Source organism: Microbacterium sp. LWO14-1.2, from assembly GCF_038397715.1.
In the GTDB taxonomy this organism is placed as follows: Bacteria; Actinomycetota; Actinomycetes; order Actinomycetales; family Microbacteriaceae; genus Microbacterium.
Window position 1 is genome coordinate 1,500,605 of the sequence record NZ_CP151633.1, and the last position, 12,774, is coordinate 1,513,378.

Consider the following 12,774-nt stretch of genomic DNA (forward strand, 5'->3'; position numbering starts at 1 on the left):
GTCAGGCCTCCGTCTGGCGCGTGCGCGGGTCGAGGTATGCGTAGACGATGTCGGCGAGGATGTTGGCGATCAGCACCGACAGGGTTATCACGAGGAACACGCCCTGCATGAGAGCGAAGTCCTTCGCGTTGGTGGCGTCGAGCAGCAGCTTGCCGACGCCGGGGTAGCTGAACACCATCTCCATGACGATGGTGCCGCCGACGATGAAGCCGATCGACAGCGCGAAGCTCTGGATCTGCGGCAGCACCGCGTTGCGGGCGGCGTAGGCCCACAGCACCCGGCGGTTCGGCATGCCCTTGGCCTGCGCGACGGTGATGTAGTCCTCGTCGAGCACGGTCAGCATCATGTTGCGCATGCCCAGCATCCAGCCGCCGAGCGAGGCGATGATGATGGTGACCGCGGGCAGCGTGCCATGCACGATGACCTGGCCGATGAAGTCGAGGCTCCACTCCGGCGACTGCCCCTTGTCGTAGGCGTGCGACGACGGGAACCACTTCAGGGTCGACGAGAACACCGCGATCGCGATGAGACCGAGCCAGAAGTACGGGATGGTGTTGAAGAACGTCGTGATCGGGATGAGGGCGTCGAGCCGGCTCCCCCGCTTCCACCCGACGATCGCGCCGCCCACCGTGCCCAGCGCGAACGAGATGATCGTCGCGAGGCCGACGAGGCCGAGGGTCCACGGCAGCGCGGCACCGAGCACCTCGGCCACGGGCCGCAGGCCGTGCAGCGTCGAGATGCCGAGGTCGCCGCGGAGCAGGGTGGCCCAGTACTCGACGTACTGCTGCCACAGCGACTTGTCGGAGTCGATGCCGAGCAGGATGCGGAGGGATTCCGCCGCCTCGGGACTGACGTTGCGGTTGCGGGCGAGGTACGAGCTGACCGCGTCGCCCTTCATGAACCGCGGCAGGAAGAAGTTGATCGTGATGGCCGCCCACAGGGTGAACAGGTAGAAGCCGGCGCGCCCCACGAAGAAGCGCCACGGCACGATCTTGCGGCCCTTCCGGGCGGCGGTCGCCGTGGTGCCGACCTCCAGCGCGTCCGGCCTGCCGTCCTCGGGATTCAACCCGGTCTGCCCGAGCTCGGGCGATGCGGTGGTCACTGGGCTCCTCCTGGGTTGCCGACGCCGTGGTGTCCGGCCGAGGCGAAGTGCTTCTCGGGATCGGGCGATGCCGCCCGCAGCTCGCGGGTGTACGGGTCCTGCGGGTCGAGGATGACGTCGTCGGCGTCGCCGTACTCGACGACGCGACCCTGGTTCAGCACCATGATCTCGTCACTGAAGTGACGGGCCGTCGCGAGGTCGTGCGTGATGTACAGCACCCCGAGCCCCTCCTCGCGCTGCAGGTCGGCGAGCAGCGTGAGCACCCCGAGGCGGATCGACACGTCGAGCATCGACACGGGCTCGTCGGCGACGAGCAGTGTCGGGCGGGATGCCAGGGCGCGCGCGATAGCGACCCGCTGACGCTGACCGCCGGACAGCTCGTGCGGACGGCGGTCGATCACGGCATCCGCGTCGAGGCGCACGCGCTCGAGGAGGCGGCGCACCTCGGCCTCGGTCTCCTTCTTCGGCACGACGTCGTCGAGGCGGATGGGGCGCTCCAGGTGGTACCGGATGGAGTGGTACGGGTTGAGCGAGGCGAACGGATCCTGGAAGACCATGCGCAGCTGCTGACGGTAGGCGCGCAGGCCCTTGCCGCGCCGCGGGATCGGCTTGCCGTCGAGGCGCACCTCTCCGCTGGTCGGCGTCTCGAGCTGGGTCAGGATCTTCGCGATCGTCGACTTGCCGCTGCCCGACTGCCCGACGAGTCCGATCGTGCGGCCGGAGGTGAGGGTGAAGCTGACGTCGTCGAGGGCCCTGAGCTGCCCGGCTCCTCGGACGTTGTAGACCTTCGTGACGTTCGCGAATTCGAGGGTGGTCATCGCGTCAGCACTCCTCTCTCGCCCGTCAGCCGCGGGAACGACGACAGCAGCGTCCTCGTGTACTCGTGCTGCGGGTCGGTCCAGATCTGCTCGGCCGGCGCCAGCTCGACGATCTCGCCCGCCCGCATGATCGCGATGCGGTCGCTGATCTCCAGCAGCAACGGCAGGTCGTGGGTGATGAAGATGACCGAGAAGCCGAACTCGTGCCGCAGCTGCGAGATCTGCTTGAGGATCTCCCGCTGCACGAGCACGTCGAGCGCGGTGGTCGGCTCGTCCATGACCATGAGCTGCGGACGCAGCGCGAGCGCCATCGCGATCATCACGCGCTGCCGCATGCCGCCCGACAGCTCATGCGGGAACGAGGCGATGCGCTGACGGCCGACCTTGACGATCTCGAGCAGGTCCTCGGCCTCTGCGCGCCGCTGGCGCCTGGTCATGTCGGGGCGGTGGATCTCGAAGACGTCCTCGAGCTGCGATCCGATCGTCGCCACGGGGTTCAGGGCGTTCATCGCGCCCTGGAACACCATCGACACCTTGTCCCAGCGGAAACGCTGCATCGCCTCGACGTCGAGCGCGTTCACGTCGACGTCGACCCCGGATGCATCGTGGAACGTCACGCTGCCTCCGGCGATCACGGCCGGTGCCCGCAGCAGACGCTGCACGCCGTACGCGAGGGTGGTCTTGCCGCATCCGCTCTCTCCGGCGAGGCCGAGGATCTCGCCGCGCTGCAGTTCGAGCGTGACGTTCCTCACCGCCTCGACGGGTGGATCGACGTCGTACACGACCGAGAAGTCGCGCACGCTGAGCAGGGGTTCTGACATGAGTGGTGTCCTTCGTCGGGTGCTGAACACCCGGTCGTTGAGCGAGCGGAGCGAGACGAGACGCGCTGCGCCTGCGTGCGACGTTCCGCACCGGGGCGGACGCGTTTCCTCTCGGTCCTTCGGTCCTCGCTCAACGACCGGGTGAGGCTGCTTCTTACTCGGCCGGCTTCAGCTTCGTGAGGATCTGCACGATGTTCTGCTGCGTCGGGTCGGCCGACGCGTACGGGTCCTCCTCCGAGGGCCACCCCACGTAGTTGCGGGTGTTGAACTCGCCGAGCAGCGGGTGGGCTCCGAGCGGGATCGCCGGCACCTGTGCGACGAACGTCTTCTGCAGGATGTCGAGGGCGGCGGTGCGCTCCTCGTCGGACGACGCGTTGGCGTAGGCGTTCAGCGCCTCGGTCGCGGCGGGGTCGTCGAAGCGGCCGAAGTTGAAGCCGGCGACGCCCTCGGGCGAGATCCAGCGCGGGTCCATGGTCGACGTGTAGAGGCCGTAGGCCGTGCCGCTGTCCTCCAGCCAGTGGATGATGGCCGAGAACGTGCCGTTGTCGCGCGGGTCGGCCCAGCCGCCCCAGTCGGGCATGTCGATCTTGACCTCGGCGCCGATGCCCTCCTTGACGTCCTCGGCGATGAGCTCCTGGGCGGTGTTCCAGTCGCTCCAGCCGGAGGGCACGGAGAGGGTGAACGAGACGGGGGTGCCGTCGGGGTCGATCAGCGCGTCGTCCTTCCACGTGTAGCCGGCGGACTCGAGCAGATCGCGCGCCTTCTCGGCATCCACCGAGTAGTCCTGGCCCTGGAACTCCGGCTGGATCTCGTCGTCGAGGATCGACGACAGACCGGTGACCGACCACACGGGCTCGCTCGCACCCTCGCGGGCGATGTCGACGTAGGCGTCGCGGTCGATGACCCAGGCGAGCGCCTGGCGGAAGACGACGTCGTCGAACGGCTTCTGCTGCAGGTTCATGAACAGGGTCGCGGAACCCGTCGTCGGGGCCGCCCAGAACTTGTTGTGCTCGGGGTCGGCGTCGAGGAACTGCTCCTGGATCTGCGGGATGAACGCCTGCGCCCAATCAGCCTCGCCCTGCGACAGCGCGGTCGTCAGCGCCGTGTTGTCGCCGTACGAGACGTAGTGCAGCTCGGGCACGGCCAGGTCGCCGCCCCAGTAATCGTCGCGAGCCTCGAGGGTGACCGACTCGGTCGACCAGTTCGAGAGCGCGTAGGGTCCGGTGCCGACCAGGTCGTCGCCCTTGACGGGGTCGGTGGCCGGGTCGTCGAGGTTCTCCCAGATGTGCTTGGGAACGATCGGCACGTGCAGCACGCGCGCCTGGTTCACGAACTTCGACTCGCCGAAGGTGAGGGTCACGGCGTCTCCGTCGACGGTGGCGCTCTCGAACTTCAGGCCGGCGGTGTCGAGCGCGGGCGTCGAGACGAGCTCGTAGGTGTAGACGATGTCGTCGGCGGTGAAGGGCTCGCCGTCGCTCCAGGTGACGTCCTTGCGGGGGACGACGGTCAGCGCGGTGTAGTCGTCGTTCCACTCGATGCTCTCGGCGAGCCAGGGGGTGACGCCGCGGTCGCCGGTCTGGTTGACGAGGCCGAGGGTCTCGAAGATGACCTTGCCGTAGCCGTACTTCGACGCCGACGAGTCGCCGACGAAGGGGTTGTTCGACTCGGTGGTGATCGCGCCGTCGGGCTTCGCGATCGTGAGGGCGGCGCCGCCGTCGGAGTCGTCGCCGGACCCTCCGTCCGACGAGCATCCTGCGAGGACCGTGGCGCCGAGGGCGCCGACCGCGAGCGCGGCGATGAGGGACTTTCTGAGCTTCATTGCTTCTCCTTGGGCACGGGTCGTTGTGCTGTGGGCGACGGATGCTCGGGCATCCGCTCCTGTTTTGCTTACTGGCGAGAAAGTAAGCTGGTGCGAGGTTACTCGTTAGTAAGTAAGGTTGGCAAGTAGGGTCGTGCACGAGAGGAGGAGCCATGCCGAAGGATGCCGTCGCGAAAGCGCCCGTCCGCCCTGCCACGCGTGAGAAGCGCGAGCAGATCCTCAAGGCCGCCGTCGAGATCTTCGGCAACAAGGGCTCCACGAACGGCACCCTCGCCGACGTCGCCGAGCAGGTCGGCATCACGCATGCCGGAGTGCTCCACCACTTCGGATCGAAGCAGAAGCTGCTGCTCGAGGTGCTCGCCTACCGCGACCAGGCCGACGTGCAGAACCTCGCCGAGAAGCACATCCCGGGCGGACCCGAGCTCTTCCTGCACCTCGTGCGCACGGCCATCGCCAACGAGCGCCGACCCGGGATCGTGCAGGCGTACACCGTGCTCTCCTCGGAGTCGGTCACCGACAACCATCCGGGACGCGAGTACTTCGAGGAGCGCTACACCACGCTCCGCCGCGAGGTCACCGAGGCGTTCCGCGAACTGTGCGCCCAGGAGGGCGTGACCGAGCCCGACACGATCGCGACGGCGGCGGCCAGCATCCTCGCCGTCATGGACGGACTGCAGCTGCAGTGGCTCCTCCACCGCGACGTGTTCGACCTGGGCGAGGCGAGCGAGTTCGCGATCCGCGCGATCGTGAACGGCGTGCTGCATCCCGGCCCGTCGCTCTCCTCGTACAGCCACGCCCCCTGACCGGGATGCCGCGCGGCGGCGCGCGAGTAGGCTCGGGGCCATGACGATCGACCTCGAAGCGCTGTACATCGACCTGCACCAGCATCCTGAGCTCTCGTTCCAGGAGACGCGCACCGCGGGCATCGCCGCCGGCCACCTGCGCGACCTCGGGCTCGAGGTGCGCGAAGGAGTCGGCGTCACGGGCGTCGTCGGCGTGCTCGAGAACGGCGACGGCCCCGTCGTCTGGGTGCGCGCCGACATGGACGCGCTGCCCGTCGGCGAGGAGACCGGCCTCGCCTACGCCAGCACCGCCACGGGCATCGACCCCGGCGGCAACACCGTGCCCGTCATGCACGCGTGCGGCCACGACATGCACGTCACCGCGATGATCGGCGCCGTCGAGAAGCTCGTCGCCGACCGGGGCGACTGGTCGGGCACGCTGGTCGTGCTGATCCAGCCGGCCGAGGAATACGGCGCGGGCGCGAGGGCGATGCTCGACGACGGCCTGCTCGACATCGTGCCGCGTCCCGACATCGTGCTCGGCCAGCACGTGACCCCGCTGCCCGCCGGCACGATCGGCGTGCGACCCGGCACGCAGATGGCGGCATCCGACGGGCTCACCGTCACGCTGCACGGCCGCGGCGGGCACGGTTCGCGTCCGCACGCGACGATAGACCCCGTCGTGATGGCCGCGGCGACCGTGATGCGCCTCCAGACCGTCACCTCCCGCGAGGTCGACCCGCGCGACGTCGCCGTCGTGACCGTCGGCTCCATCCACGCCGGGCTCAAGAACAACATCATCCCGGCCGAGGCGAAGCTCGAGCTGAGCCTGCGCTACCCCACCGACGAGATGCGCGACAAGGTGCTCGCGAGCGTCGAGCGGATCGTGCGCGCCGAGGCCGCGGCATCCGGCGCCGAGCGCGAGCCCGAGATCCGCACCGACCACACGCTCCCGCCCACGATCAACGACGAGGATGCCACGGCGCGCGTGACCGCGGCGCTGCAGCGCGCCCTCGGCGAGACGTCGGTGATCGACCCGGGCATGTTCACAGGCAGTGAGGACGTGTCGTGGTTCGCGCGCGACACCGGCACCCCGCTCGTGTTCTGGTTCTGGGGCGGCATCGACGCCGCGAAGTTCCAGGCGGCGATGGCGGCGGGCACGCTCGACAAGGACATCCCCACCAACCACTCGCCGTTCTTCGCGCCCGAGATCCACCCGACGATCGAGGTCGGCGTCACGGCGCTCACGGCCGCCGCGCGCGAGTTCCTCGACTGACGACGGCCGGCTCCTCCGCAAGGAGACCCTGGCCCGGCCTCCGCGCGTTGCGTTCCGCGGCGTGACGGCCGAGATCCAGGGCCTCGGCGAACGGCAGACTCCCGTCGAGCCCGGCGAGCAGTCCGCCGAAGAACGCGTCGCCGCTGCCCGCGGGGTAACGGCCGTGCGTCCGTGGAGCGGCGACCGGCAGCATCCGCCCCTCGACGAGGGCCGCGGCTCCGTGCACCCCGTCGGTGACGACGCTGTCGACCCCGAACCGCTCGTGCAGGGCGCGGCATGCGTGGGCCGCGTCGTCGAGGTCGCGGCCCAGCACCTCGGCGGCCTCCTGCCGGTTGACCTTCACGAGGTCGGCGACGGCGATCAGCGCCACGAGCGCCTCGCCCGCGACATCGACCGCGACGCGGGAGCCCCTCGAGCGTCGCACGGCGAGCACCTCGGCGAGCTCCTCAGCGGGCACACCCTCAGGCAGCGAGCCGGAGACGGCGAGCCACTGCGACGCGGGCCCGCGGGCCACGGCATCCGCGAACCCGGCCCATTCCGCGGGTGTCAGCGGGGCCGCCGATTCGTACAGGTCGGTGCTCGTCGCACTCCCGAGGCCCTCGACGATCGCCAGACAGCTGCGGGTCTCGGCGGCGAGACGGATGACGGTCGTGGCGATCGGCGTCTCGACGAGGCGCGCGGCCACCCGCTCCCCGTTCGCACCGCCGAGCGCGACCGTGACGTGCACCTCGGCATCGAGCGCGGACGCCACGCGCGCCATGTTCAGCGCCTTGCCGCCGGCGACCACCGTGGTGGCGAGGGGACGGTTGATCTCGCCCGCTCGGAGCCGGTCGACGTCGTAGGTCACGTCGACCGCGGGCGACAGTGCGAGCACCGCGATCACGGGCGCCTCTCCCACGGACGCACCGCGCCGAGCACCCGGGAGGCGCCGTCTTCGAACACGGCGAGCGCCGCTGCCGAGACCTCGTCCGGAGTGTGCCAGCGGGGCCGGGTCTCGTCGGTCCAGCCGAGCTGCAGCGTGTCGGCGGGCAGCGTGAATTCGCCGGACGCGGGATCTGCTGCCGCACTCATCCGCACGCGCACGAGGCGACCGTCGACGGCCTCCGCGATCCGAGCCGCCGACGCATCCGACACGGCGGGCAGGTAGACGATCGCGGCCGACCAACGGCGGCGGCCGAGCGCGCGATCGAGATCCTCGGACACCTGCGCGTCGACGAACACGGGGAGAACCCCCTGCGGCATCGCCCTGGAGCGGCCGACGCCGGTCACCGCGGCCCCGCGGGCCACGAGAGCGGCCGCAGCGGGAGCGAGGATGCCGCCGGCGCCGACGATCAGAACGGCGTCCATGGGGTCCACCCTAGAAGGCCTTCGGCCCGACGGCGGCGCCCGAGCGTCCCTGCAGGAAGTCGAGGTCCAGGCCCTCGTCGGCCTGCGTGACGTGCTCGACGTACAGACGCGTCCACCCGCGGTCGCTGCCCGGCACGACCGGGGCGACCCAGCCGGCGCGTCGTGTCTCGAGCTCCTCGTCGTCGACGTGGAGGTGCAGCGAGCGCCCCGCCACGTCGACCGTGACCGTGTCGCCCGTGCGGATGAACGCGAGCGGACCGCCTGCCGCGGCCTCGGGGACGACATGCAGCACGACGGTGCCGTAGGAGGTGCCGCTCATACGGGCGTCCGAGATCCTCACCATGTCGGTCACGCCCGACTCGAGGATCTTCCGGGGCAGGGCCAGGTTGCCCACCTCGGGCATGCCCGGGTAGCCCTTCGGGCCCACGTAGCGCACGACGAGGATGTCCTCGGGGTGCACGTCGAGGGCCGGGTCCTCCGCGTCGGCGAGATAGTCCTCGAGCGAGTCCCACACGAGAGCCCGCCCGGTGTGCTGCATGAGCTCGGGAGCGGCGGCCGATTGCTTGATCACGGCGCCGCGCGGAGCGAGGTTGCCCGTGAGCACGGCGATGCCCGATCCGACCGGCTTGACGGGGTTGTCGAGCGGACGGATGACCTCGCGGTCGAACACCTCGGCCCCGGTGTAGTTCTCGCCCAGGCTGCGACCGGTGACCGTGAGCGTGTTACGGTTCAGGAGGTCGCCGAGCGTCTCGGCGAATCCGGCGATGCCGCCCGCGTACTCGAAGTCCTCCATGAGGAAGCGGCCGCTCGGCATCAGGTCGGCGATGACCGGCACGTCCCGCACCAGCGCATCGAAGTCGTCGAGGGTGAGCTCGACTCCCACCCGTCGCGCGAGAGCGAGGAGATGGATCACGGCATTGGTCGATCCTCCGAGCGCGGCATTCGCCCGCACGCCGTTCTCGAACGCCTCGCGCGTGAGGATCGTCGACGGGCGCAGATCCTCGGCGACCATCTCGACGATGCGGCGACCGGCGAGATGCGCGGCGACAGCGCGGCGCGAGTCGTTCGCCGGGAGCGACGACGAGCCGGGCAGCTGCATGCCCATGAGCTCGAACACGCTCGCGAGCGTCGACGCGGTGCCCATCGTCTGGCAGTGCCCCTGGCTGCGGGCCATGCAGCCCTCGGCCTCGGTGATGGCGGTCTCGTCGATGAGCCCCGCCCGGTACGCCTCGGTGAACCTCCACACCGACGTGCCGGAGCCGATGTCCTCGCCGCGGTGCTTGCCGTTCAGCATCGGGCCGCCCGTGATGAGCAGGGCGGGCAGGTCGACCGACGCCGCGCCCATGAGGTACGCGGGCGTGGTCTTGTCGCACCCGGCGAGCAGCACGACGCCGTCGAGGGGGTTGGCGCGCAGGGTCTCCTCGAGGTCCATCGCCATGAGGTTGCGCAGGAGCATCGCCGTCGGACGCACGAGCGGTTCGCCCGCGGAGGTCGTCGGGAACTCGAACGGGACTCCGCCGGCCTGCCAGATGCCGCGTTTGACGTGCTCGGCCAGGGCGCGGAGGTGGATGTTGCAGCTCGTGAGCTCGCTCCACGAGTTCGCGATGCCGATGATCGGCCGACCGCGGAAGGAGTCGTCCGGTAGCCCCTCGCTGCGCAGCCAGGAGCGGTGCATGAAGCCCGTCTTGCCCTCGGCGCCGAACCACTTCTGACTGCGCAGACCCGTGCCCCAGTCGTGCTCACCGTCGGGGGCGAAGCGGTCGAACGGCGCGTGCGGCACGGCGGGGTCGAACGGCTCCGAGGTCGAGCCGAGATTCTCGGCGCTCATGAGAACCTCGGAAGATGCGTCGCCTGCGCGGCGATGAGGTCGTCGGCGAGCGCCGCGGCGCGATCGGCGTCGACGACCGCACCGTCGGCGATCATCGCCTCGACGACGAGTCCCCGGTCGCCGGTCAGGGCGGCCTCGACCGCGAGGTCGACCGAGGTGAGCCGCCGGGCGAGGATCGCGGTCAGCGGCTTCCCGAGGTCGGGGACGACGACCGGTCGGATGCCGCGGGCGGTGGCCACACCGGGGATCTCCACGGCCGACCACTCCGGCAGCCCGGGCACCGCGCCGCCGTTCACGACGTTGCAGCTGAACATCTCGCGCGAGTCAAACGTGATCGAGCGGATGATCGCGATCAGCTGCTCCTGCTCGCCTCCGGAGCGTTCGAAGATCGACTGGTCGAGCGGATCCTCGCCCGTCGCCTGGCGCTTCATCCCCTGGTAGCGGTTCTCGCCCCATTCCAGGATCTCGGGAAGGCTGAACGCATCGATGCCGAGCTTCTTGCCGTAGTAGTCGCCGGTGGCGAATCGCTCGGGGAAGAATTCGACGACGTGGCGGTCGCCCGCGGCCGCGAAGGCGCCGTAGCGGTCGAACAGCTCCCACGCGAACGGGTTGTGCCATGCGGTCGGCGTCTCGTAGAAGATGTTCCCGATGTCGGCGGGGTCCGGTGCCTGAGCCAGTTCGCGGTGGACGCGCTCGCGGATCAGCGGCCACGCGTCGCGCCCGTTCCAGCGGAAGTCGTAGATGAACGTGAGGTGGTTGATGCCGGCGTACAGCGTCGACGTCTCCTTGAACGGGGCATCGATGAGCTGCGCGAGTTCGCGTTGGATGTGGTGCATGCCGTGGCAGAGACCGACGACGTCGAGACCGGTCTGCTGGTGGATGGCCTGGATGTTCGCCGTCATCGGGTTCGAGTAGTTGAAGAAAAAGGCGTCGGGCGCGAGGTCGGCGATGTCTTGCGCGACCTCCACGAGCACAGGGGTCGTGCGCAGCAGTCGCGAGATCCCGCCCGGCATGATGGAGTCGCCGACCGGCTGGTGCACTCCGTGGCGCTGGACGATCTCGTGGTCGAGCTGCCACGCGGGACGACCGCCGACGCCCACGCAGGTCACGATGAAGTCGGCTCCGGGGAGTACGGCGCGGCGGTCCGAGGAACGGACGACGCGGATGCTGTCGCCGACGCCGCGCGAGGCGACCATCGCCTCGGCGAGGTCGGCGGCGACGTCGAGGGCGACGGTGTCGACGTCGACGAGGCGGATCTCCCAGGCGCCGAGATCCTCCGCGCCGATGAGGTCGGCGAGCAGACCGCGGGTGAAGACGGCGGAGCCGGCGCCGATGAGGACGAGGACTCGACGGTCGGTGGTGTTCATGGTTCGTTCCGATCTGCGGGGAGGATCAGGCGGAGAGCCGGGAGCGGTGCACGAAGCGGTTGCGCAGGACGCCGATGCCCTCGACGCCCGCCTCGACGACCTGCTCGTGCTGAAGGTAGCGCGGCGGGGTGCGGAACCCGCCCGCGCCGGCGGGGGTGCCGGTGAGGATGAGGTCGCCCGGCTCGAGGGTGACGCCGTCGCTGACGAACGCGAGGATCGTCGGGACGTCGAAGATCATCTCGGCCGTGTCGTCCTCCTGCAGCAGCTCGCCGTCGACGGAGGCATGGATGCGGTGTCCGCCGGGCTCGCCGAACTCCTCGGGCGTCACGAGCCACGGCCCGAGCGGGGTGAAGGTGTCGAAGGACTTGCCGCGCGTCCACTGCACGTCGCCGAACTGCACGTCACGGGCGGAGACGTCGTTCGCGACCGTGTAGGCCGCGACGTCGTCGAGCGTGGCCGGGGTGTCGCCGCCGCATCGGCGACCGATGACGAGTGCGAGCTCCGCCTCGAAGTCGACGCCCTGTGCGATGTGGTCGGGGATCACGACGTCGCTGTAGGGGCCGGTGAGCGAGGTCGTGTACTTCGCGAACGTGAGTGGCCGCTCCGGCTGTGCGAAGCCGGTCTCCGCGGTGTGGTCGACGTAGTTGAGTCCGACCGCGATGATCTTGCCCGCCGTCGCGACGGGTGCGAGGAGCTCATACGCGTCGAGGTCGATCAGGGGCCAGGTCGAGTGCTCGCCGGAACGCCCCGATGCGATCGCGACGAGGGCGTCGTCCGCGTGCTCGACGGGCGCGAGGTGCGCGGCATCGGCGTCGATCACCACGATGCGGGGCCGTCCGTCGATGAGGGTTCTGGCGATTCTCATTGTTCTCCTTCGAAAAGATCCGTCGCACACATGCTGTCACAAACTTCCACGAATGAGCAAGAATAAGCAAATGCATTCACGGAACATCATCCTCGTCGGCCGCGACCGAGACACGTGGGGACCCGCCGGCCTCACCCAGGGCGTGTACGGCACCCGCGGCAACCTCGAACTCGTGGCCTGCGACGCCGCCGAGGGCCTCTGGGTCTTCTGGTTCAACGCCGACTCCGCCGACGACCCCCTCACCACCCCCGACGTGCCGCCCGGGGCATGGAGCAGTGGGCTCGGCTTCGCGGACGGGTCCCGCTACGTCGACGCCCAGATCGTGCAGTCGACGCTCGGTCCCGACCACCTCGAGGTCGTCGCCCTCACGGCCGGGGGCGTCCTGGAGAGCTGGTACTGGTCACCCGGTCCGGGGTTCCAGCGGCGCGCCCCTGTCGTCGCCGACGGCATCCGGGCGTTCCGGCTGACGCATCGCGACGGCGAGCTGGAGGTCGCGGTCGAGAGCCTCGACGGCGGGCGGTCGCTGATCGTCTCGCCCGCGATCGGGTACCCCGAGCGGTTCTGGAGCGCGTGCGACGGTGCGGCACCCCTCGACGACGACGCCGCCGGGATGCTGGCGGCGCACGGCATCCGCGACGCCCAGCCCGGAACCGTCCGATCTGCGAGGTCGTCACGCGACGGCGGCACGACCGAGCTCACGTGGCGCGACGCCGACGGCGGCATCCGCCACCTCGGCATCCCCGACTGAA

The 12,774-nt window shown here is 69.9% G+C and carries 12 protein-coding genes; 3 read left to right on the forward strand and 9 right to left on the reverse strand.

The genetic code is table 11. The features are described from left to right. Position 1: 1 nt before the first annotated feature. From MRBLWO14_RS07175 to MRBLWO14_RS07190, 4 genes are all read right to left on the reverse strand, one after another. Entirely contained in the window at positions 2–1,102 is a 1,101-nt protein-coding gene (locus tag MRBLWO14_RS07175; protein ID WP_341935767.1) for an ABC transporter permease, read from the reverse strand. After that, positions 1,099–1,920 (reverse strand): ATP-binding cassette domain-containing protein, encoded by an 822-nt coding sequence (locus MRBLWO14_RS07180; RefSeq protein WP_341935768.1) that lies wholly within the window; start codon positions 1,918–1,920, stop codon positions 1,099–1,101. The genes MRBLWO14_RS07175 and MRBLWO14_RS07180 overlap by 4 nt, the downstream gene beginning before the upstream one ends. After that, positions 1,917–2,741, reverse strand: coding sequence for an ABC transporter ATP-binding protein (locus MRBLWO14_RS07185; RefSeq protein WP_341935769.1), 825 nt, complete (start codon positions 2,739–2,741; stop codon positions 1,917–1,919). Before MRBLWO14_RS07185 ends, MRBLWO14_RS07180 begins: the two co-directional genes overlap by 4 nt. Before the next feature lie 154 nt (positions 2,742–2,895). Beyond that, positions 2,896–4,560, reverse strand: a complete 1,665-nt coding sequence (locus MRBLWO14_RS07190) for an ABC transporter substrate-binding protein (protein WP_341935770.1) — start codon at positions 4,558–4,560, stop codon at positions 2,896–2,898. A gap of 152 nt (positions 4,561–4,712) precedes the next feature. Between MRBLWO14_RS07190 and MRBLWO14_RS07195 the strand changes: the two genes are divergently transcribed. Beyond that, the gene (locus MRBLWO14_RS07195) at positions 4,713–5,363 is read left to right on the forward strand and encodes a TetR/AcrR family transcriptional regulator (protein ID WP_341935771.1); all 651 of its coding nucleotides are present in this window, start codon (positions 4,713–4,715) and stop codon (positions 5,361–5,363) included. A 40-nt stretch (positions 5,364–5,403) separates the two neighbouring features. Further along, positions 5,404–6,618 (forward strand): amidohydrolase, encoded by a 1,215-nt coding sequence (locus MRBLWO14_RS07200; protein WP_341935772.1) that lies wholly within the window; start codon positions 5,404–5,406, stop codon positions 6,616–6,618. Here the strand turns inward: MRBLWO14_RS07200 and MRBLWO14_RS07205 are convergent. From MRBLWO14_RS07205 to MRBLWO14_RS07225, 5 genes are read right to left on the reverse strand one after another with little or no spacing between them, the layout of a single operon-like run. After that, positions 6,587–7,516 (reverse strand): PfkB family carbohydrate kinase, encoded by a 930-nt coding sequence (locus MRBLWO14_RS07205; RefSeq protein WP_341935773.1) that lies wholly within the window; start codon positions 7,514–7,516, stop codon positions 6,587–6,589. The genes MRBLWO14_RS07200 and MRBLWO14_RS07205 overlap by 32 nt on opposite strands. Beyond that, on the reverse strand, positions 7,498–7,965 hold the full coding sequence (locus MRBLWO14_RS07210) for a hypothetical protein (RefSeq protein WP_341935774.1): 468 nt from the start codon (positions 7,963–7,965) through the stop codon (positions 7,498–7,500). Before MRBLWO14_RS07210 ends, MRBLWO14_RS07205 begins: the two co-directional genes overlap by 19 nt. Before the next feature lie 10 nt (positions 7,966–7,975). Continuing rightward, a complete protein-coding gene (locus MRBLWO14_RS07215) occupies positions 7,976–9,793 on the reverse strand; it encodes an IlvD/Edd family dehydratase (protein WP_341935775.1) in 1,818 nt (605 codons plus the stop codon). Beyond that, a complete protein-coding gene (locus MRBLWO14_RS07220; RefSeq protein ID WP_341935776.1) occupies positions 9,790–11,160 on the reverse strand; it encodes a hypothetical protein in 1,371 nt (456 codons plus the stop codon). Before MRBLWO14_RS07220 ends, MRBLWO14_RS07215 begins: the two co-directional genes overlap by 4 nt. 25 nt (positions 11,161–11,185) lie before the next feature. Next, positions 11,186–12,025, reverse strand: coding sequence for a fumarylacetoacetate hydrolase family protein (locus MRBLWO14_RS07225; RefSeq protein WP_341935777.1), 840 nt, complete (start codon positions 12,023–12,025; stop codon positions 11,186–11,188). A gap of 70 nt (positions 12,026–12,095) precedes the next feature. On the opposite strand from MRBLWO14_RS07225, the gene MRBLWO14_RS07230 reads away from it, so the two are divergent. Then, positions 12,096–12,773 carry a hypothetical protein gene (locus MRBLWO14_RS07230; protein ID WP_341935778.1) on the forward strand — a complete coding sequence of 226 codons (678 nt, stop codon included), beginning with the start codon at positions 12,096–12,098 and terminating at the stop codon, positions 12,771–12,773. Position 12,774 lies beyond the last annotated feature (1 nt).